Below are 19,256 nucleotides of genomic sequence, written 5' to 3'. Positions count from 1 at the left end.
GCCAGCGCGAGGGTGGCCGGTCAGGCGGCGCGGTTGCCGTTGGGCTGCCCGGGGTCGTCCCGGAGCGTGCGCATCAGGTCGGTCAGTCGGTCGTTGGACAGTGGCAGCCCCTGTCCGCGGATGGCCTCGGCGACCACCGCGCGGGTGGTTCGGCCGGTCTCGGTGACCGCCCTCCGAGCGATGGGGAGCAGTTGGTCGGTGACCGGGTCGGTCACCCGGTCACTGCCGGACGGAGGCTGCGGACGAGTGACCGGGTTGGTGTCCGTGCTCGGGGTCGCTGGTCGGTCACCCTTCGGGCGAGCGTCCCCGGCCGCTCTCGTTCCGGCATGTCCGCCCTGGTCACCGACCTGGAGAGGTGTCCGGGTGGGCCGGGAAAGTGCCCAGGACACAGGCTCGGTGACCGACTCGGTCGCGGGGTCGGTCGGCTGACCCGGGACGTCCTGGCCGGTTGGTGTCCGGGTGTCCTGGCCGGGCTTGTCCGAGGTGACCGGCTCGCGGTCGGTGACGTGTCCGGATGTCCCGGTCAGTGCAGCGTGCTCGTGACCAGCGGTGCCCTGACCGGCGGTTGAAGGCTGCGGGTGTCCGGTGGTTGCCGGTCGCTCGACCTCGATCCGGTCAGCGGAGTAACCGGCGGCGGCCGGGTGTCCGAGGGGAGCGGAGGCAGTCTCCTCGGTGACCCGGCGGGCGATGAGGATGTACAGGTGGACCGCCCCGGCCAGGGCCAGCGGGGCGAGGGTGGACAGGATGCCGACCGTGGTATCGCCGAGCCTCAGCCTGCCGGAGGATATGCGCTCTTCGTTGAGGCGGACGGCGTGCAGGGCATTGGCCCAGATGCTGGCGGCGGTCGCGGTGCCGAAGAGCGTCCATACGTATGCGCGAGCACCGAGCGGTGCGGCGCGCAGGACCACCAGGGCGCGTACCCCGTAGGCGATGAACCCGTCGATCACGAGCGGGAAGAGGTAGGTGAGGAGACCGCGGACGTGGATGGCGACGGCCATCTGCTGGAGGGCGTCGTACGACAGCGCGCTGCCTGCCGCGCCCAGGGCCACGATGGCGGCGCGGTCCCAGCCGGTCATGCGCGCCGGCATCGGCACGGCGGTGGTCATGCCGCCGCCCGGAGGTCGTCGCGGGACACCGTGGCCTTCTTCTTCGGCCGCCCACGCTTCTTGGGCTTCGTCGTGGCGGCGTTGCGGTTTTCGAGACGGCGGCGGGTGCGTCGATAGAGCTTGTCGGCGTGTTCCTCGGTGATCTTCAGCAACCAGGCGAGGCGGCTGGCGGGGATGCCGTTGCGGAAGGCGGCCAGGGCGGCGGCCTCGCGTTCCCGGGTGGTGAGGTGGATGTCGCGTCCGGCGAGTACGGCGTTGACGCGGGCGTAGTCCAGGCGGTGCGGCAGCTTCTTGTGCAGGGGCTCGCGTTCCTCCTCGGTCAGGCCGCCCCGGATACCCTCGCGGTCCCGGTTCTCCAGGGCTACGTCCAGGCAGGTGCGGCGGACCGGGCATTGGGCGCACAGTGCCTTGGCAGCGGCGATCTTGTCGAACTCGTCCGGCTCGGGGAAGAACAGCTCGGGGTCTACTGGGTGGTGCTCGGTGGAGCGGCAGGCAGCGCGGTTCTGCCAGGTGTGGTCGCCCAGCGTCCGGAAGTGGGCAGGCGTCATCGAGGTCTTGGGCATGCGCGGGGTGTCTCCGATCGCCCTCCGCGCGCCCGGCGGGGCGTCGGCGGAGGATGGTGCGTGGCCGGGGAGGTGATCAGGGGCAACGACCGGGCGGTACCGCCCGGTGAGATGGCCTGGTGGCGGTCAGGCGGCCGGACCTCGTCTGCGGTCGGCGCCGGTCAGCACGATGCGCTCGGTCATCTCCGCCAGCCGGGAGGCGACCCGGTCGCCGACGGCCTGGCGTAGGTCACGGATGGCCAGGTTGGTGGTGATCAGCGTCGGCAGCATCTGGTTGTAGCGGTGGTTGACCAGCCGGTACGTGATCTCCTCGGTCCATTCCGAGGTCTTGGACGCGCCGAGGTCGTCCAGGAGCAGCAGCGGGCAGCGGGACAGCGCGAGCAGTTCCCGCTCCGTGTCGACGCCTGCCCGGGGGCGCAGGCTCGCGTACATGTCGGCGGCGGTGGTGGCGTGCCAGCGCACCCCGATCTCGGCACCCACGAGGCTGCGGATGGCGCCGTACGCCAGGTGCGTCTTGCCGGTGCCGGTGGTGCCGACGAGCAGGAGCGACGGTCCGGTGCGTACCTGCCGACGGGCGCCCTTGCTGGGAGCGACGGCCTCTGAGGCCACGTTGTGGACCCACGCCTCGATCTGCGGGTGGTCGCCGATCGCGCTGCGGTAGCGCAGCGGGATCCGGGCCTCGGCCGCCTCCAGCGCGGCGATCGGCTCGGGGGTGTCGTGCACCACGGCGGTAGCTGGGTCGACGCCTCGGGCTGCCAGGATCCGGGCGATGCGGGCCATGGTGCCCTCGCCGCCCAGCCGCTGGGGTTCGCGGTTGCGGTCGCGCATCACAGCTCCTCGGCGTAGGCGGCGGCAGCGTCGACCGGGTTGGTCCACGCCGTGTGGCCGGGCACGGTAGGCCGGATTTCCGGCCGCACCAAACGACCGCCCCCGGCGTTCATCGCCTCGTTCACCAGGCTCGGCAGCGTCGAGGGATGCATCGGCTTGGCCCGGAAGCGCTCCAGCCCCGCCCGGACGTGCTGCGGGTCGATGCCCTCGTCGAGCAGCTGCCGGACTTTCCGCCCGAGGTGCCCGAGCACGTCGTTGGGCGGTCGCTCGGCGCATGCGGCGGCGTACTCGCAGATCAGGGCTCGCGCCGATGGCGATGGTGCGGGCGCTGTGCGCCCCGAAGGATTAGAAGATCCAGGATCCAAGATCCTAGATCCAGGCGCCGAGGGCTCCCGGAGGGTTCGGGGAAGGTTCGGGGAAGCCTCGGCAAATGCCGCTTGACCTGCCGTTTCACGATTATCGTGGGCAGGGTTGCCGACGGCTTCGTCCTGGGTGTCCCGCTGATCGTCGCCGCCCTTGACACCGTGGTCAGGCCGCGCCGGAGCGGACGATACGGGGTCGAGGACGGGCCGATCGAGGGTTCGGGGAGGATTCAGCGGGGCTTCGGGGAGGGTTCGGGCGGGGCTCGGCGGCACCTCACCGGCCTTGGCCGAGGCAGCGGTGCAGACTCCCTTGCATGCCCCGCACCGGTCGGCGGTGTGATGGATCGAGCAAGAGGGCAGCCGGGACTGTGAGGGCTTGTCGATCTTCTGGTGCTCACCCCACGTGGCCACGTGCAGATACCGGCGGCCGTCGCAGCCGGTGTACCGGCAGATCAGCCCGGCGTCGGCGAGCTGCTGGAGGTCGTCCTCGGCGTGGACGGCGGTGTGCTCGGCGCGCAGCGGCCACAGCAGACCGTTGATGATCGCCGCGTTGTCGCGGAAGCGTCCCTGGTCGTCGGCCTGGGTGAGCAGGCCGAAGAAGGTACGTTCAGCGTTCACGCTCACCTCGGCGAGCGACTCGGAGGTGAACGCCTCCGGCTTGATGGTGCGGATCCTCGCCATGCTCAGCGCCTCCGTCCTGCCCTGACCACGACGGCGCGGTGAAGGCGGGCGGTGGCGAGGTCGAAGGCGTACAGATCGCCCCAGGTAGCTTCCGGGTGCAGCCGGATGATCCAGCGGGCTGCGGTGATCGCCTGGGTGCGATTCAGGGTGATCGGCTTCCCCACCGCGTCGTAGGCGCGGGCGTGGGGGCGCGGCCACGCCTGGGTGGGGTCGTGCAGGGTCACCCGGAAAGTGGCGGCTCCGGGGATCATGTCGGCCAGTAGGTCAGCCAGACGACGGTGCCGGTCCTCAGGCTCCGTGACGCTCCGGCCTCCGCTCCGGTGCTCGGGCATGCGAGTATCCTTCGCTGGTAGTGAGCGGCCCGGCTGTCTCTCGTGGAAAAGGTCCAGCCGAGCCTGCTTGGTAGTGGATCCGCACCCCTGTTGGGGGCGACCGTTCGGCGCCTGGGAGTTCCCGCTCCTGGGCGCCGTTGCCTTGGGCCTGGGTTCGCCTACGGGCTGCGGACACGCACCGCTTCCATGGCAGAGCCCCTCCTCACGTTCTCGCAGGTCGCTGCGGTGCTGATCACCGCAGCGACCAGCACCATATGACCACCCTGCGGAATACTCCAGTAAGAAGCGTGACGCAAAGGTACACCAGAGTGACGTGAGCGTCTTCACTCGAGTACGGGACGACTGGACTCGCGTACCGCCGGGTGCACTACAGTGACGCATGTCCGGCATCGGAGGAGGTGGAATGGTGGTCCAGAACGAAGGTGTGACTACAGGAGCCTTGGACGCGGGCGCGGTTGCCGAACCGTGGGAGACAGGCACGTTCGCCGAGCCGCTGAACTACCTGTTCCAGCATGTCCGCCTACAGGGCCGGGACGGGCCACCCACGAACGCCGAGGTGGCCGCCGCAACCGGGAACGCAGAGAGCACGATCCAGCAGTTGCGCTCGGGCAAGAAGCCGAACCCGACGATGAAGACGATCGTGGCCTTGGCCACGTTCTTCCAGGTCTCTCCGGGGTTCTTCTTCGACAAGCGGGTCGCCCGGCGGGACATGGAGAAGCACGAGGCGCCGACCGACGCCGAGAAGAGGCTGGTCGCCGCCATGCGCAGCCGGGGCGTCCGTCGGATCGCCCTGCGGGCGAACGGGCTGTCCCCGGAATCCCTGAAAATGCTGGAGGCGGTCATCAGCACCGCCAGGGTGGCGGACGGACTGTCCCCCGAGACGGTTGAGGACGATCTCGACCTGAGTGAATGACACGATGCCTGCGGCCAAGCGCTGGTGCGCATAGGCAGCCTGGCGTTGGCGGCGGCCGACCAGTGTCAGTCGTCGATCCTCATGAGGACAACGAAGCGCGATTCGATGCTGCGCAGCGGAGCAAGCATAATGATCCTCACGGTGGTTTCCTCGGCGCCGTGGTAGGGCAGCCGGAATTTGCGCACGTCGCCGTCCGAGTGCGTGTGAACCTCATGCCTTTCCCAGAGCTCGCGGACCTCAGGGCTGCCGGCCACCACATCACGCGCCAGCTCCTGCAGGGCGCGGTTGTCGGGGTATCGCCCACAGACGAACCTGATCTGGGCGATCGACGGACGCGCCCAGTCATCCCGCCAGTTCACCAGCTGATGGCGAGCCTCCGGGTGGATGAGAATCCATTTCATCAGGTTGTTCTGGTACGGGATCCAAGGAAACCATTCGAGCATCCGCTGGTTGTATCCGACAAAGTTCCAAGAGATGTCGGATATGTAGGCGGGATGGGGAAGCTGGTGCTCCAAAAAGCGCTGCATGGGGGTGTCGAACGCTTTGACCGCAGCCGAATCCGCCGACTCCCGCAGGGGCGGTTCCCGCCCCGAAACACGCAGGAACAGCATGCGCCGCTCTGAGTCACTGAGCCGGAGGGTGACCGCCAGCCTGTCAAGGAAGCCGGCGGAGTAGTCGGCAGGATGGCCAGCCTCCAGATTGCGGTACCAGCGGTCCGTCACTCCGGTCAGCTTCGCGACTTCCTTCTGCGACAGGCCCGGGTTAGGGCGGCGACGGTCCGACCGAACCAGACCGGGAACCGACCGCGGGTCGAGGCGCTCCCGCCAGCCGCGCAGCAGGTCGGTCAGCGTTTCACTCACTTCCGGCCCGCCGTCCGTTCCTTCCGCAAACCTCCGCATATCAGGCATTTTACCGTCGGATGCACATCGACGCGCCGAGCTGCGCCGATCACACCGAAGCTAGCGTGACGCAGATCACATCCACTGCTGGTCGTGTGCCTGTCGATCGGGATTTCATGATCGAATAGGGGCTGAGTTACACGCAACGTAACCAGTTCTCGTTCAACACTTCTTCGGCCGATCCATCTGTCCCCCTGTCAGCTTTCTTAATTCGAAGGGAAGTCCAGCCCTCTTGCTGGCGGCACCTGCACGTTCTCGCGCGCAGGGTGGATTTTCGAGCAGCGGACACGGAATGTAAGCGGAAGTGGCACTTCCGCGGAAGTGCGAGTTCCTCACAACCCTTGGCATGGTGACGCCCTCAGCGCCTACCGCCGTTGTAGGCGCGAACGGCTCAGTCTGGGAGGGATACATGCCTCGATCTGTTTCGACCACCGGCAGCGACCGGGGAATCGCCCCGGAGGTGGCCCGCCAGAGGCGCGGGGATGCCAAGGAACAAGCCGCGATGCCGTACCAGACGGGCGGGTTGCTCGTCAGGCTGCACCCCGCGCAGAACGATGGGACCGCCCCAGAGCGGGGCGGCGCAGTTCTCTCCACCGTGGCGCCCGTGCACGGGCTGGCCGAGGTTGTCGCCTCGACCCTCGTCACCGGCGCGTGCAGGATCGTCAAGCGCGTGGCATGGGGCATGCTCCGGCTGGGCTGCGGGCAAGTCGCCGTGCACTCCGCCGCCCCGGGCCTGGCTCAGACCGCCCTCATCATCCCGTTTCCGGCGGGTTCGGCTCGGCCGCCTCGCCAGCGAGGCGGCGTCGGCGGCACAGATCGTCGCTGATACTGATGCTGCCCGAGCGCTTCTCCCGTGCGACATACCGCGGGCCCCGGGTTATCGGCGGTACGCACCACTCCCGGCAGGACCGCTGAAGCACCCCGGCCCAGCCGCGGCGGAGCCGCCGCAGAGGCTGCGCAGCCTGCCGCCGCACTCCTGGTGTGCCCGCCTGTCCGCCGCCAATGCCCACCGGCCCCGGCCGGCCGCCGGTACACCGCAGCCCTATCGAACGGCCTCATTGACGGGGGGATCATGGACAGCCGACTTCGTACCGCCTGCGAGGAGCGCCTCGCCCTCCTCAATCTGCCGCATCGGTTCGGTACCGGGCAGCTCTGCGACGCGGTGGCCGCGTGGTGCGGCAAGCCCCTCATTCCGCGCCCTCTGGACACCACGGGGTTCGTGGATGCCCCGTCCGGCGTCAGTATCGAGACGGACGAGGCGTTCTTCCTCTTCTACGAGCGAGGAACCTCGCGCCTGCACCGCTTGCACATCCTCGCGCACGGGATCAGCCACGTCCTGTGTGGCCAGATCGGCTCCCTACCCTGGGAGGACGGGCTGGTACCAGCGCCCCGGCTGAAGCCGGAATTCGGGGCCTGCATCTCCGGCCGTACTCGCTACGCCACCGCCGACGAACGCGGAGCGGAAATGATGGCCACCCTCATCCGTCAGCGCATCTACCGCGGCCGGCAGTTCCCCACATGGCGACCCACAGTGACCGAGGACTGCTGGGAACGGCGCTCCCTAACCCTCCTCGATCCGCTGTGGCAGGACCTCACCCGCGTGCTGCCGCACATCGCCCTGGACGCCGGCGCCGACGATGAGCTCGACTTCCTGCTCCACCGCAAGGTCATCGAGATCAACGACGGCATCCTGGCCCTGCGCCCCCACCGCTCGCGGGCCGTCCAGCATGCCGCCGCCGAGGCGGTCGCCGCACGCCAGCTGGCCGGCACCGCCGAAGGCGACGCGATCATCGAAGCCGCGATCCTGGCAGCGGCCCTGCACGCGGCGCACAGCGGGAGCAAACCAGACTTCGATCCCGCACCCCCAGCCCCCGGCACCCGGGACCGCGCCGGAGACCTCCGTACGGAGACCACCTGGTTGCGCCAGGTCTCCGACGCCTACACCACCGACCCGATCGTTCACTCCGTCCGCCTTATGGCGGCGATCCACGCACCGGCAGGAAAGTAACCATGAGTAACCCCCTGCAGAACCCCGAGTTCTTCGCCAACCCCTACCCGGCTTACGCCGAGCTGCGCGGCTCCTGCCCGGTGCAGAAGATCCGCACCGGTCGTACCACCACCAGTTACCTGGTCACCGGCTACGCCGAAGCCCGGGCGGCCTTCACCGATCCCCGCTTGTCGAAGAACGCCACTGCCTTCTTCGCCGACAAGCCCTCCCAGCGCAACCTGCACCCGGCCCTCAGCCAGACCATGCTCGACAGCGACCCGCCCGAGCACACCCGGCTACGCCGCTTGGTGACCAAGGCGTTCTCCACCGCCACCGTTCAGAGACTGCGCCCCTACATCCAGCAGGTCACCGACGAACTCATCGGCGCCTTCCTGCCGCACGGGCGCGCCGATCTCGTCGAGGATTTCGCCGTGCCCCTGCCGGTCACCGTCATCTGCGAGATGCTCGGCGTACCCGAACAGGACCACAAGGCCATACGCGAGTGGTCAGCCGAACTCTTTGCGGCCGGGCACCCCGACCGCATCGACGCCGCCACCCACACCCTCGCCGACTACATGACCGACCTCGTCCAAGCCAAGCGGCGCACCCCGGACAGCGGCCTGCTCGCCGACCTCCTCGCCGCCCGCGACAACGGCGACCAACTCAGCGAGAGCGAAGTCGTCTCCCTCGGACTGCTGCTGCTCGTCGCCGGCCACGAAACCACCGCCAACTTCATCGGCAACGCCGTCCTCGCACTCTTCCAGCACCCCCAGGTGCTCAACCGGCTGCGCGACCATCCCGACCTGCTCGATGGCGCCCTGGATGAACTCCTGCGCTACGACAACCCCGTCAACATCGCCACTTTCCGCTACACCACCGAACCCATCACCCTCGGCGGCGTCCACATCCCTGCCGGCGAACCCATCCTCATCTCCCCCACCGCGGCCAACCGCGACCCCGACCGCTTCCCCGACCCCGACCGCCTCGACCTCGACCGCGATGCCGGACGCCACCTCGCCTTCGGCCACGGCATTCACCGTTGTGTCGGCGCTCCACTCGCCCGCGCAGAGGCCGACATCGCCCTCACCACCCTGCTGCGCCGCTGTCCCGACCTCCAACTCGCCGCCCCAGCTGAGAACTTGCAGTGGCGCCCGACCCGCCTGGTACGCGGACTCGAATCACTGCCGGTCGCCTTCAGCCCCCGCTGCCCCACTCGGTGAGCTACACCGCGCACCTTGGCAGAGGTGAGCGTCCGCCACCAGGCCATCTGGCCACCCAGTGCCACAGGACGCTGGCAAACGGGTCTCCACTCGGGCGGAGCCCCTTGCACAGGCAGCCTGTCCCCAAAGCCGTCCGGAGCGCGTCCGCCTACGGCATCGACCCTATGGAGCGCCAGCGACTCGATGGTTCCTTGGGATGAGCGTGTATTAGCGTGACTCAGGTGATCACTGAGGCAGCCTTGCGGGGATATCTCCTGGAAGAAGTGCTGGCATGGCTACTGAAGTCCAGCGGCTACGAACTGCTGGCTGAAGAGGACGACCGCGACGTACTCGCTGTGAGGCAGCATGGACTAGTTGTCCGCGGCCGTGGAGCCTGGCACCAAGCCAACGTGCTCGGTGAATTCCGCTACGTCCCTCCCTTCTCACTGCCTGTGCGGCTCTTCTTGGAAGCGAAGTTCACCAATCGGGCCGTCAATCTGCCCACGGTGCGGAACGGTCACGGCGTCATCCATGACGTCAATGAAGGCGTGCTGGCTTCGCCGCGCTCTTCATCCAGTCAGCCCCGCCGGCCGAGACCCCGCTACCAGTACAGCTACGCGATCTTCTCCACCAGCGGGTTCACCAAAGACGCCCAGGAGTACGCCCTGGCCCATCAGATATCGCTGATCGACCTATCCATGCCCAATTTTCACGTTCTACGTGACCTGGTGGGGGAGACTGCTGAACATGTCCATGAGGCGCTTAATACGCTTCCCCAAGGGGAATCACCCCGAATACACCACCTGCGCAACTATCTCCGTTATGCCCTGCACCATGAGGGAGCGGAAATCAGTCCTCCGTTGCCCTCAGTGACAGAGCCGCTTGACGCCCTGGCATCCAGCCTGCGCAGCCGATCAACGCTCGGCTTGGTCCTCGCTTTTCCCTCAGCTCCATTCGTACTCGGACTCGCACCTGATGACCTCAAAGCGTTTGTGGGCTACTGCCGCGTGCACCCAACTCACGCGGTGCGCCTCAGGCGGGCGGAAAAGTCCGGTGCACATCGCACCTGGACGCTGCGCTCAGCAGCAGATCCCGGCGCGTACGAGATGGCCTTCGGGCTGCCGAAGCAGGTGGAGGACTGGATCCTCGCGCAGGAGGAAACTGTTCGGTCCCGCACGAGCTGGGTGAAGAAGCAGTTGTTGTCCACCATGACGGTCTACTGGCTGGACGGCGACCACGCTCACACGTTCCACCTACGGTACGAGCCGGCCGAGCTGCGGAGTTCCTGATCGCCCAGGCATGACCGCACGCTGTCGACGCCGTGGAACAGCATGGCCCCTGCGAACAGCACGCATCCCTCGCCACGATGGCCTCGGTGCTCATCATGACCCCGCACCGGGTGTGCGACATGCCGGGCAGACTGAGCCCATGGATGCAGGACTCGCCGCGCTGTTGGGCGCCGCCGTCGGTTCACTTGCCACCCTTGGCGCCGCTGTAGTGAACGGCCGCGCCCAGGCACAGACACAGCACGATCAGTGGCACCGTCAGCAACGCCGCGACGCATGCGCCGGCTACCTCAGCGCTCTCCATGACCGCGACATCGCCATGGACGCCATCCTCGAGGCGCTGCGGGCAGACGAACCAGACCTGTCCGACGTCGACGAAAAGATACGCCGGTTCATCACCTTGGCCCGCGAGGTGCACCGCGCCGTCGAAGTCGTCATCCTCGAAGGACCAGCCTCCCTGGAGGAAGCCGCTGAGCGTGTCACCCACGCCTCCAGCGATCTGTCTCAAGTCATGCGGAGGATGGCCGAGAACGCCCACGAGGGAGACACTACCCGCAAGGCCGAAGACATGGCTCTTGCCGCCAAACGGGAGCGAGTCCTCTACCAAGCAGTCAAGGACTTCCGCCTCGCGGCCCGCAGCACCATCAAAGCGAACTGATGTCGATGGCCCGACCCGCCCTCCCCTTGATCCCCAGGAAGAACCGGAGGCTGCTCAGTCTGAAGCGCTGGTCCGAGGACGGCAGCTGCCGTTGTCTTCAGCATGATGCGCTGAGTACTGCCTCCTCCAGCAGCCGGGCGCTGAGCTGACCGTGTAGTCGTTGTCGGCGGCGTCTCAGGATTTCCAGCCTCGCCGGCTCTCACCCGGGCGGGCGTTGCTCCGCCCAGCCGCGGCACAGGGGGTGACGGCCTGCGCGGAGAGCTTGGCGCTGCCGGTTGATCCACTGCTCCAGGTCGTCGGCCGACTTCTCAGGTCCACGGTCAGTGGTATTGATGACATGAATCTGCCAGCGGGGGTCCTCGGCGGTCCAAGACGTCCAGCGGTGCCACGCCATCATGGGTGCGCTGCCGACAGTGAGGACGTCCGGGCGATGCCGGGGGTCGCGGGCGTGACCACGGTGCCAAGCCGCCCAGTTGTTGAAACGGCCGACGTCGGACTCCGACCAGCGGCCTGGGTCGCGCCAGCGGAGCCGGCGGCGCCGGTCCTCGTCGGCGGCGTCGACAAGGCAGAGCGCGATGCCGTTCAGCAGAGGCGCCGAGGGGGCGGCCAGCACCTCGCCGAGCGGTGCCTGGCCTGTCAACAGGAGGTCGATGCCGTGAGCCTGGTAGTCGAGCGCGCGGCGAATCCACTCCTCCGTGTTGTGATTCCGCCAGTGGGGGGTGGGTTGCGCGGAACGCCGCTCTCGTCGGTGTCATGGACGGCGATGTGATCGATCCGGTCGGCGACAGCGAATGCGAGGGTGGACTTCCCGGAGCAGCTCGATCCGGTCAGCAACAGCAGCATGCAGGGAGAGTGCCAGAAGCCCGGCGAGCATCACCAGCAATTTTGTGTCCGTCTCATGGATCAGGCAGGGTCCCATCCCCCCTTGTGGAGAGCGCCCAGGGGATCTTGCACCTCGTGGGCGGTGTCTGGAGGTTTCTGCGTTCTGTGCACGACGGCGTCGCTGTGGCCGTCGAAGATGGCGCCGCTGAGGGGACGTGACTGCGAGGCGTGATCGCTCCGGAGGTGCTCTGGTGTCACTCCGTCGGGGGCGCCGGCAGTTCGGTCCAGAGGTGCTTGGAGACCCCCAAAGGGTGTTGCCCTGCATAGTCGAAGAGCCGGAGCGGCGGCATCCATGCCGTGGCGAAGTGCTGGTTGAGATGCAGGACCAGGGGCAGCAGAACATCCTCGTCATGCCAGGGCTCCATGGCGATCATCCCTGATCCAGGCTCCGGCGTTGGATTGACAAAACCGGTGGCCGGGTTGGTCCAGACGTAGTAGCCCTTGCCGAGGACCCAGATGCTGTCCGGCCGGTGTTCCGGCTCGCGCTCCTTGCACCAGCCGATGAAGTGCTCGCCGAGTGTAACCAGGTCGATGCTGTCGAACGCGAAGATCATGCCGACGGTCGGTGTGTAGGGGTAGGTGCGGCCGTAGGCTGTACGGGTCCGCTGGAAGCCGGGCGTCGGGTAGTAGGCGGTCTTTGCGAGTTTCTTGGCCTTGCGGACTTTCTCGCAGGCGTCGAGGAGCTTTTCGCGGTCCAGAGTGGTTTTCACCTCTACGACGCCGTAGACGCACTCGTTGGGGACGATCCGGTAGCCCTGGAGGTCGGTCAGTGGTGGGGTGCTGCGATCGGTGATGACGATGTCGCACTGGGGCGACACCTCGCCAGATGCCGTGATGATTTCGGCACTGTGGATTGCCTTGACGTGACCAGGAAGTTGGCTGGCCAGAAAGTCCCGGACCAACAGCTCACGGTTCGTTCCGGCCTCGCCGCGGTGCTGAAACAGCTGAGACTGACGGAAATCCGCGCGCATCCTCATCGCGACGGAATGCAGAACTCCGGCCAGGTGGTTGTCATCCATGCCACGACAGTAGAACTAGGGACTGACACCTCACGAACCATCTCCATTGCTACGAAGTCTCGGGTCCTAGAGGGGCGGGGACGCGTCCCGTGCGCTCGTTTTGCAGGTCCCACAGCTCGCGGAACAAGCCGTCGCGCTGGGCGAGGAGTTCGTCGAAGGTACCGTCCTGGATGACGCGTCCCTTGTTCAGGACGACGATGCGGTCCGCGATAGCAACATTGGTGAGCCGGTGCGTGACCAGGACGACGGCGCGGTCTGCGGCGAGGCGGCGGAGGCCGGTGAAGATGCGGTGTTCGGCCCGCGGGTCGAGGGCGGCGGTCGGCTCGTCCAGTACCAGGAGCCCGGCCGGGCGGTGGAAGGCGCGGGCGATCGCGATGCGTTGCCACTGCCCGCCGGAGAGTTCCTGCCCGCCCCACCATTCCTTGGCGAGCAGGGTGTTCAGGCCGTTGCGCAGACCGTCGATGACCTCGTCGGCGCCCGCCGCGTGGGCCGCGGCGAGTACGGCGGCGTCCCCGGCCTCGGTGGGCTGGCCGAGGGTGATGTTCTCCCGCGCTGACAGGGGCCAGTTCGCGTAGGACTGCGGTACGACGGCAACTCGCTCCCAGGCTGCGTGCGCGTCCAACTCCCGTGCGTCGACGCCGTCCCATGTGATGGCTCCGTTGTCGGGCAGGTACAGCGAGGACAGGAGCTTGCTCAACGTGGTCTTGCCCGAACCGTTCTCGCCCACCAGGGCGACGACCTCGCCCCGCCGGACTTCCAGAGACACGTCGCTGACGGCTGGGCGATCGGCGCTCGGATACTTGAAGGTGACGTTCTCGGCGGATACGACCGTGGGTCCGGTCGGCTTCCGGGTGCCCCGGTCGATGCGGTGGCCGCCGGCTTCGTCGATGAAGTCGGCCCAGTCGTCCAAGTACATGCCGGTACGGAAGAGTTGGGCGCCGTAGCCAACGATTCCGTCCAGCCCGGCGCTGACACGTCCCAAGGCGAGGAACGCGGTGCCAAGGGCGGCAACCGAGATTTGGCCGGCGGACACCAGCAGCGCCAGGGCCACCCAGACGACGGCGTGGGCGAGACCTCCCGTGGCCCCGCCGACCAGGGAGATCCGGGCGGCGCGCCAGGTGGCCTGGTCGGTGGTCTTGTCGATCCGCGCTCCGGCCGTGCGGTACTTGCCGAGCAGGAACGGGGCCATGGTGCCGGAGCGGACCTGATCAGCGGTCTGCTTGTCGACCATGTACCAGCGCAGCATCCCCAGCAGTCGGCGGTCCTTCGAGGTGGCGAGTGAGGCGATGTAGCTGATGCGGGCCGCTCGCACGCTGGCCACCCCCTTCGGCAGTGCGGCCAGGACGAGCAGCGGCAGCAACACCGGGTGCACGGCGGTCAGGACGCAAGCGGAGGCGATCAGTGACGCCGACGACGCGAGGATGTACTGGGTCTGCGTCAGGAGGTCCCGGGAGACCTCCACGCCGCGGTCGGCCGCATCCCACCGGTCGTTGTATCCGGGGCTGTCGTAGGCGGACAGTTCTGCCTTGGTCGCGGCATCGAGGAGCTTGAGTTCGGCTTCGCGGGAGATACGGGGCGCCAGCCGGGCCGACAGCGAGGACGAGGCGATGCCCAGGAGGGCACGCAGACCGATGGCCCCGGTCAGTACGGCCAAGGACGGTGCGGCGTCCATGAGTTGGTCTCTGCTGATGTGCTGGGAAGCGATCAGCGGCTTGATCGCCCCGGTTGTGGCCATGAGCCCGAACGCTTCCAGCACCCCGGAGAGGACCTGTACAACCAGCAGGGCGATGACCGCGTTGCGGTCCACCTGCCAGCCCAGGGCGAGAGCTCGCCGGATCAGCTGGGGTAGGCGACGAGCCATGGAGCGGCTGGTGATGGCGTTGGCGGCCTCGATACGGCGGTCGCCGGGGATGGCGAACCTCAGTTCCTCGTCCGGTACCTCCCCGTCTTCGGGAGGCGTGGCCTTTGGAGCGGTCTTCGGTGCGGTCGTCACCGGCCCCGCCTCTCCGCCGCCGACGCGATCGCCTCGGTCGCCTCGGTCGCCTCGGTCGCCTGGTACCAGCCGATCAGTGCGTGATACAAAACGTCCCCCTGTGGGTGAGGTGCGGATGGGACTCCTGCTCGGCTGCTGCGCGTGCTCGGCACGGTCCGAACAAGTGGGTGTGTCATGCGCCGCCTCCCTCGCCAAGCCGGGCGAACGCATCGTCGAGGTCGCCAAGGTGGTTCAGCAGGCGGCGGATGGTGGTCTGCCTCTCGTTCCAGTGCCGGCGCAGGTCCACCTCGGCTTCCTGCGGAAGGTCGTATTCGGCGGTCGTGGCGCCGTAGAAGCTGAACAGCATGTACAGCAGGGCGATCCGGGCACAGGCCCGTAACTCGGTCAGGGGGAGGCTGGGGTTCTGCGCGTGGTAGGCGCTGACCATGGCCAACGCGCAGGTATGCCACTCCCGGCTGGTGGCGACGGTGCGCGGATCGAACGCGGCGCGGCCGAGCTCCCAGGCCGACATCCCCGTTGCGCCCCGGAAGTCGATGACACCGGTAACGACGTCGGCGAGGACGATCAGGTTGGTGCGGGAGAGGTCTGCGTGCAGCGCCTGCTCCACCAACGTTTCCGGCAGGTTTTCACGCAGCCGGTGGACGTGGTTCTGCAGGTCCTCCCGCCGCTGATCGAGGTCGGCCCGTAGCTGCTCGAGACTCTCGTGCTCCTGTCGCATGGCCGTGGCCATCACGGTGTTGCACTTGGCGAGTGCGTCCTCGACCGTGCCGGTCCGCCAGCGGGACTGCTGCACGTTCTTCGGCAGCGGGTAGGCGGCCAGAACCCGGTGCATGCGCCCCATCGCTGCGCCGATGCTTTCGGCGAGCGGCACCGTCATTGCCGAGGTGGTCACGCGACCGGGCGCCTCGTCGACCAAGGCCCAGGCGCTGCCCTGCGCGATGGTGATGAGGTTGCCGTCCGCGTCGTCCCAGACGCGCGGGATGGGAATGCCCGCGGCTCGGCAGTACTCCGACATGTCCCATGCGGTGCGGGCCGCATCCAGGTCCGTATCCGACCGGTACTCCTTGACGAACAGCCGTAATCCGTCGTCGGTCAGGACCCGCCGGTTGATCGTGTCGGTGCCCATGTGCACCGGCTCGACCACGAGTGCAACGACCCCGTACCGCTCCTCCAGCACGTCAGCCGTCACTGCCGCATTCCAGTCCGCTTCGCTCATCCCCGTCACCGGTTCCTGAAGGAGGGCCGGCGCGCGGTGAGGACGGTGAACGCGTTGTCCTCCACGAGGACCCCGCCTTCCACGAAGGGGACCAGGGCATTGGTGAGCGCTGCCTCGAACGCTTCCTGACGGTCGCCGAACAGCTGCTGGGCCACGAACGGTGTCGGGTACAGGCCGCCGATGACCTCGTCGAAGCACCACTCGCGGCGCACGGGGATGGTCACGGTGGTGACATCGCAGAAGGCGGAAGCGCGCAGCGCCTCCTCCTTAGCTGGCTCTTGCGGGCCGAAGACGCTGTCCCCTGCGCGCCGCTGCTCCCTGCAGTAGGAGGAGGCTCCGACAATGGCATTCACTGGCCCCACCCGCCCCACAGGCGCCCGCCGCTCTCCTGGCGCAGGTTCTCCAGCATGGTGTGGGCTTCGTCGACGAGACCGATGTCGCGGTGCGTGATTCCCCAGGACAGTGAGTCGAGCGCGTCCAGCGCCGCGTACGCCCGGCACGCCGCCAGCTCCTGCTCGGTGAGCTGGCGGCCGTAGCCGTGGTGGAAGGCGGCAAGGAGGTCGGGGCGCTGAAGCAAGATCCGGTAGCGGAGTCGGCTGAAGTCCCGGCGGGCGGCGGGCTGGAGTTCGGCCCGTTCGAAGTCGATGACTCGAAGCCGCTGCTCGGTCTCGTCCCACATCCAGTTCTTGGGCATGTAGTCGCCGTGCGCCGCCACCTGTGGCAGAAGCGGCGGAGCCTCCTTGACGAGCGCCTGCACCAGCGTGATCTCGTGCTCCGGCACATGGGGCGCAGCATCATCCAGCAGCTTCGCTGCCGTCGAGTCCCACGTCTCTTCGGTCACCTTCGTGGTCGGCTCGTCCGCTGCCGCGGTGTGATGCCGAGCCAGGAGTTCACCGGCCTGCTCATAGGCCGTGCGTTCCTGCTCGGCCGGCAGCCGCAGTGTGTCCAGGCTCCGTCCGGCCACCGCCGTGACCAGGATGGTGTGTGTCTCCGCGTCCGAAGCAATCAGCTCGGGCGCACGGTCGGCACCCAGGGCGACCGTCCATTTCCCGTACGCGTCGACCTCCCGCCGGTGCAGCTTCGGGCCCGCGTGCTGTTTGGCGAACCACCGTGCGCCGTGGAGTCCGTCGATCTCCCAGAGCGATGGTCGGTTGACGCCCGGCCGGGAGTATTCGGCAACCACGATGTACGTGTCGGTCACCGATCCCACCAGCTGGTGGAGTGCGCTGGGCATATCGGTCACGTTTGGTGCGCCCTTCCATGGACCAATCCACATAAGTCACACATGGTGATGGACTGGGTTCTCTGAGTATTCAGTCGGGAGTGGGGAGTGTGCCAGGGGGCACTGACAATGCGGCCTGAGCAGGTCATACGGGGACCTGGGCGCGGAGGAGCGTGCCGGAGGCCATCTCGACGAGGGACGCGTCCAGTACGTCGTAGGTCCAGCCGAGCGTCACCAGGTGCGGGTCGTTGTGCGCCCGGAGGCGCTGCCGGAGTGCCTTCATCCGCTGCTGGGCTTCGTCGTGGCTGATGCGAGCGCGTTCCGCGTACTGCCGAGAGATGGCACCAGTGGCGATCATCCGCCACGTCTCGGTCTCCGTGTCGGAGAGGGCTTCAGGGAAGGCGGCCTTCTGGGGGCGTTCGAGCTGCCCAGTGACGTAGCAGGCGTGCACGACGGCGGCCCGACCGCTCACCCCGAGTTTCTGACCGCAGTGCTTCATCTGCACGTTGATCGTCCCCGCGGTGATCGTGAGGTCGGTTGCGATCGCCTCGGTGCTCTGGCCTTCCGCGACCTTCTGGGCGATGCGGAGCTGTGCGGGAGTGAGATCCAGGTGCGTGGCGGGCGGGCGCGTCGGTCGTGCACTCACGGGAGTTCCAGGTCCTTCCATATTGGTGGCGTGAGGGTCAGGCGCGGGCCAGCAGCCGCTGCCGTTCGGCATCGGTGACCAGGCGCTGGTGGTGGTCGAGTTCCATCTGAGCGAGACGGGCGTAGTGCTCGACCACCTCGGTGCCGAACGCCCTCTCGGCGAGGGCGCTGTTGTAGAAGGCGGCCAGGGCCTCGTTCAGGGTGGTCGGCACGAGGGTGCCGCCGCTGCGATAGGCGTTACCGGTTTCTGCAGCGCCGAGGGGGAGCTTGTTCACGATGCCGTGGTCGATGGCCGCCAGCACGGCGGAGAGGGCCAGGTACGGGTTGGCGTCCGCTCCCGGTACGCGGATCTCCAGGTGGAGTCCGTCTCCGCGGCCGACGACGCGGACGGCGCAGGTGCGGTTGTCCCAACCCCAGCTGAATGTGGTCGGGGCGAACGAGCCGTGCATGAACCGCTTGTAGGAGTTGACGTTCGGTGCGTAGAGGGGGCCGAGTTCCGGCAGGCCGTCGAGCAGACCCGCGATGGCGTGCCGCCCGGTCGGGGACAGTTCGTGGTCGCTCTCGGGCGCGTGGAGTTGGCTGATGGCCTTCGACCACAGCGACACATGCAGGTGCAGGCCGTTGGCCCTGCCGGTCTCGGGGGCTGCCATGAAGGTGGGTGCCAGTCCGGCGCGTGAGCCCAGCGTTCGGACGGCGTGTTTAAAGAGCAGGTGCTGGTCGCAGGCGGCGAGGGCGCTGCCGTACGGGAAGGTCACCTCGACCTGGCCAGGACCGGCCTCGGTCTTGATCGCCTCGATGGGCATGCCGGCGCCGGCGAGTGCCCGCTGCAGGCGGCGGAAGAACCGGTCGCAGACCGGATCGTGGTCGAGCGCGTAGTCCAGGTTCTCCGTCGTCACCGGCCTGAGCCCCTGATACCCAGCCTTTTCAGCCTCGGCATAGGTGCCCTCGTAGAGGACGAACTCGGTCTCGATCCCCGCTTGGGGGTGCAACCCGTGCCTGGCCAGCCGGGTCAACTGCCGATGCAGGATGTGACGGGGCGCGACCCCGATGGGCGCGCCGCCCCCGTCCACGGCGTGGCCGAGCACCACGGCGGTCCGCGGCATCCACGGCACCACGCATACTGTGGCCAGATCCGGCTGCACCGTCAGGTCCTGATAGCCGGTCTCCCACGAGGTCAGCGCGAAGCCGTCCGCCGGACTCATCTCGACATCGGTCGCCAGCGTGTAAGCGCACACCTCCGCACCGTCGTGCGCCACGCGCTTGAGGAAGTGACCCGCGTCGTACCGCTTCCCCTTCAGCCGTCCCTGCAGATCGGACAGGGCGAGAAGCACCGTGTCGATCGCCCCCGCCTTGACGAGGTTCCGCAGGTCAGACAGCGAGACCGACTTCTCGGAGCGCCCACCCCGCTCGGGGGCGGGCGCGGCAGCCAGACGTGCCATGGGGACGTTACTGATCGTGGTTCTCG

20 protein-coding genes are annotated in these 19,256 nt (G+C 67.8%); 6 read left to right on the top strand and 14 right to left on the bottom strand.

Annotation, left to right across the window (positions count from 1 at the left end; all coding sequences use genetic code 11):
• Nucleotides 1-20: 20 nt before the first annotated feature.
• The 5 genes from STRIP9103_RS19545 to STRIP9103_RS19525 all read right to left on the bottom strand — a co-directional run bounded on the left by STRIP9103_RS19545 (nucleotide 21) and on the right by STRIP9103_RS19525 (nucleotide 3,872).
• Nucleotides 21-1,106, bottom strand: coding sequence for a DUF2637 domain-containing protein (locus STRIP9103_RS19545; RefSeq protein ID WP_048820580.1), 1,086 nt, complete (start codon nucleotides 1,104-1,106; stop codon nucleotides 21-23).
• Nucleotides 1,103-1,669, bottom strand: coding sequence for a WhiB family transcriptional regulator (locus STRIP9103_RS19540; RefSeq protein ID WP_009315114.1), 567 nt, complete (start codon nucleotides 1,667-1,669; stop codon nucleotides 1,103-1,105). The genes STRIP9103_RS19545 and STRIP9103_RS19540 overlap by 4 nt, the downstream gene beginning before the upstream one ends.
• Nucleotides 1,670-1,795: 126 nt before the next feature.
• Nucleotides 1,796-2,497, bottom strand: a complete 702-nt coding sequence (locus STRIP9103_RS19535) for an ATP-binding protein (protein WP_009315113.1) — start codon at nucleotides 2,495-2,497, stop codon at nucleotides 1,796-1,798.
• Complete coding sequence (locus tag STRIP9103_RS19530) at nucleotides 2,497-3,540, bottom strand: hypothetical protein (protein WP_009315087.1); 1,044 nt, start codon at nucleotides 3,538-3,540, stop codon at nucleotides 2,497-2,499. The genes STRIP9103_RS19535 and STRIP9103_RS19530 overlap by 1 nt, the downstream gene beginning before the upstream one ends.
• A gap of 2 nt (nucleotides 3,541-3,542) precedes the next feature.
• Nucleotides 3,543-3,872 carry a hypothetical protein gene (locus STRIP9103_RS19525; RefSeq protein ID WP_009315159.1) on the bottom strand — a complete coding sequence of 110 codons (330 nt, stop codon included), beginning with the start codon at nucleotides 3,870-3,872 and terminating at the stop codon, nucleotides 3,543-3,545.
• A gap of 403 nt (nucleotides 3,873-4,275) precedes the next feature.
• On the opposite strand from STRIP9103_RS19525, the gene STRIP9103_RS19520 reads away from it, so the two are divergent.
• On the top strand, nucleotides 4,276-4,785 hold the full coding sequence (locus STRIP9103_RS19520) for a helix-turn-helix domain-containing protein (protein WP_009315146.1): 510 nt from the start codon (nucleotides 4,276-4,278) through the stop codon (nucleotides 4,783-4,785).
• A 65-nt stretch (nucleotides 4,786-4,850) separates the two neighbouring features.
• Here the strand turns inward: STRIP9103_RS19520 and STRIP9103_RS46680 are convergent, their stop codons facing one another.
• On the bottom strand, nucleotides 4,851-5,684 hold the full coding sequence (locus STRIP9103_RS46680) for a helix-turn-helix transcriptional regulator (protein ID WP_009315169.1): 834 nt from the start codon (nucleotides 5,682-5,684) through the stop codon (nucleotides 4,851-4,853).
• A gap of 409 nt (nucleotides 5,685-6,093) precedes the next feature.
• Between STRIP9103_RS46680 and STRIP9103_RS19510 the strand changes: the two genes are divergently transcribed.
• From STRIP9103_RS19510 to STRIP9103_RS19485, 5 genes are all read left to right on the top strand, one after another.
• A complete protein-coding gene (locus STRIP9103_RS19510) occupies nucleotides 6,094-6,510 on the top strand; it encodes a hypothetical protein (RefSeq protein ID WP_158696894.1) in 417 nt (138 codons plus the stop codon).
• A gap of 246 nt (nucleotides 6,511-6,756) precedes the next feature.
• Entirely contained in the window at nucleotides 6,757-7,692 is a 936-nt protein-coding gene (locus tag STRIP9103_RS45260; RefSeq protein WP_009315091.1) for a DUF6545 domain-containing protein, read from the top strand.
• Between the two features lie 2 nt (nucleotides 7,693-7,694).
• The gene (locus tag STRIP9103_RS19495) at nucleotides 7,695-8,891 is read left to right on the top strand and encodes a cytochrome P450 family protein (protein ID WP_009315110.1); all 1,197 of its coding nucleotides are present in this window, start codon (nucleotides 7,695-7,697) and stop codon (nucleotides 8,889-8,891) included.
• Nucleotides 8,892-9,112: 221 nt separating this feature from the next.
• Complete coding sequence (locus tag STRIP9103_RS19490; protein WP_100243942.1) at nucleotides 9,113-10,159, top strand: PDDEXK family nuclease; 1,047 nt, start codon at nucleotides 9,113-9,115, stop codon at nucleotides 10,157-10,159.
• Between the two features lie 139 nt (nucleotides 10,160-10,298).
• Nucleotides 10,299-10,814, top strand: coding sequence for a hypothetical protein (locus STRIP9103_RS19485; RefSeq protein WP_009315089.1), 516 nt, complete (start codon nucleotides 10,299-10,301; stop codon nucleotides 10,812-10,814).
• Nucleotides 10,815-11,013: 199 nt separating this feature from the next.
• Here STRIP9103_RS19485 and STRIP9103_RS19480 read toward each other — a convergent pair whose 3' ends face one another.
• The 8 genes from STRIP9103_RS19480 to STRIP9103_RS19445 all read right to left on the bottom strand — a co-directional run bounded on the left by STRIP9103_RS19480 (nucleotide 11,014) and on the right by STRIP9103_RS19445 (nucleotide 19,230).
• On the bottom strand, nucleotides 11,014-11,454 hold the full coding sequence (locus STRIP9103_RS19480) for a hypothetical protein (RefSeq protein WP_199790556.1): 441 nt from the start codon (nucleotides 11,452-11,454) through the stop codon (nucleotides 11,014-11,016).
• A gap of 436 nt (nucleotides 11,455-11,890) precedes the next feature.
• Entirely contained in the window at nucleotides 11,891-12,715 is an 825-nt protein-coding gene (locus tag STRIP9103_RS19475; RefSeq protein WP_048820579.1) for a DUF6602 domain-containing protein, read from the bottom strand.
• A gap of 49 nt (nucleotides 12,716-12,764) precedes the next feature.
• Nucleotides 12,765-14,708, bottom strand: coding sequence for an ATP-binding cassette domain-containing protein (locus STRIP9103_RS19470; RefSeq protein ID WP_009315121.1), 1,944 nt, complete (start codon nucleotides 14,706-14,708; stop codon nucleotides 12,765-12,767).
• A 172-nt stretch (nucleotides 14,709-14,880) separates the two neighbouring features.
• Nucleotides 14,881-15,924: a phosphotransferase enzyme family protein gene (locus STRIP9103_RS19465; RefSeq protein WP_048820578.1), complete on the bottom strand. Its 1,044-nt coding sequence runs from the start codon at nucleotides 15,922-15,924 to the stop codon at nucleotides 14,881-14,883.
• Nucleotides 15,925-15,929: 5 nt separating this feature from the next.
• Nucleotides 15,930-16,148: a hypothetical protein gene (locus tag STRIP9103_RS49990; RefSeq protein WP_009315115.1), complete on the bottom strand. Its 219-nt coding sequence runs from the start codon at nucleotides 16,146-16,148 to the stop codon at nucleotides 15,930-15,932.
• Between the two features lie 125 nt (nucleotides 16,149-16,273).
• On the bottom strand, nucleotides 16,274-17,158 hold the full coding sequence (locus STRIP9103_RS19455; protein ID WP_078613969.1) for a phosphotransferase: 885 nt from the start codon (nucleotides 17,156-17,158) through the stop codon (nucleotides 16,274-16,276).
• A 133-nt stretch (nucleotides 17,159-17,291) separates the two neighbouring features.
• Nucleotides 17,292-17,792 (bottom strand): LuxR C-terminal-related transcriptional regulator, encoded by a 501-nt coding sequence (locus STRIP9103_RS19450; protein WP_009315144.1) that lies wholly within the window; start codon nucleotides 17,790-17,792, stop codon nucleotides 17,292-17,294.
• Nucleotides 17,793-17,829: 37 nt separating this feature from the next.
• Complete coding sequence (locus STRIP9103_RS19445; RefSeq protein WP_009315161.1) at nucleotides 17,830-19,230, bottom strand: glutamine synthetase family protein; 1,401 nt, start codon at nucleotides 19,228-19,230, stop codon at nucleotides 17,830-17,832.
• Nucleotides 19,231-19,256: the final 26 nt, after the last annotated feature.

Source organism: Streptomyces ipomoeae 91-03 (genome assembly GCF_000317595.1).
In the GTDB taxonomy this organism is placed as follows: domain Bacteria; phylum Actinomycetota; class Actinomycetes; order Streptomycetales; family Streptomycetaceae; genus Streptomyces; species Streptomyces ipomoeae.
This window is presented reverse-complemented; position numbering and strand designations above follow the sequence as displayed.

Coding starts and splice junctions, on each gene's coding strand:
- STRIP9103_RS19545 (WP_048820580.1), bottom strand. CDS start 1,106: ATGACCACCGCCGTGCCGATGCCGGCGCGCATGACCGGCTGGGACCGC.
- STRIP9103_RS19540 (WP_009315114.1), bottom strand. CDS start 1,669: ATGCCCAAGACCTCGATGACGCCTGCCCACTTCCGGACGCTGGGCGAC.
- STRIP9103_RS19535 (WP_009315113.1), bottom strand. CDS start 2,497: ATGCGCGACCGCAACCGCGAACCCCAGCGGCTGGGCGGCGAGGGCACC.
- STRIP9103_RS19530 (WP_009315087.1), bottom strand. CDS start 3,540: ATGGCGAGGATCCGCACCATCAAGCCGGAGGCGTTCACCTCCGAGTCG.
- STRIP9103_RS19525 (WP_009315159.1), bottom strand. CDS start 3,872: ATGCCCGAGCACCGGAGCGGAGGCCGGAGCGTCACGGAGCCTGAGGAC.
- STRIP9103_RS19520 (WP_009315146.1), top strand. CDS start 4,276: ATGGTGGTCCAGAACGAAGGTGTGACTACAGGAGCCTTGGACGCGGGC.
- STRIP9103_RS46680 (WP_009315169.1), bottom strand. CDS start 5,684: ATGCGGAGGTTTGCGGAAGGAACGGACGGCGGGCCGGAAGTGAGTGAA.
- STRIP9103_RS19510 (WP_158696894.1), top strand. CDS start 6,094: ATGCCTCGATCTGTTTCGACCACCGGCAGCGACCGGGGAATCGCCCCG.
- STRIP9103_RS45260 (WP_009315091.1), top strand. CDS start 6,757: ATGGACAGCCGACTTCGTACCGCCTGCGAGGAGCGCCTCGCCCTCCTC.
- STRIP9103_RS19495 (WP_009315110.1), top strand. CDS start 7,695: ATGAGTAACCCCCTGCAGAACCCCGAGTTCTTCGCCAACCCCTACCCG.
- STRIP9103_RS19485 (WP_009315089.1), top strand. CDS start 10,299: ATGGATGCAGGACTCGCCGCGCTGTTGGGCGCCGCCGTCGGTTCACTT.
- STRIP9103_RS19475 (WP_048820579.1), bottom strand. CDS start 12,715: ATGGATGACAACCACCTGGCCGGAGTTCTGCATTCCGTCGCGATGAGG.
- STRIP9103_RS19465 (WP_048820578.1), bottom strand. CDS start 15,924: ATGAGCGAAGCGGACTGGAATGCGGCAGTGACGGCTGACGTGCTGGAG.
- STRIP9103_RS19455 (WP_078613969.1), bottom strand. CDS start 17,158: ATGCCCAGCGCACTCCACCAGCTGGTGGGATCGGTGACCGACACGTAC.
- STRIP9103_RS19445 (WP_009315161.1), bottom strand. CDS start 19,230: ATGGCACGTCTGGCTGCCGCGCCCGCCCCCGAGCGGGGTGGGCGCTCC.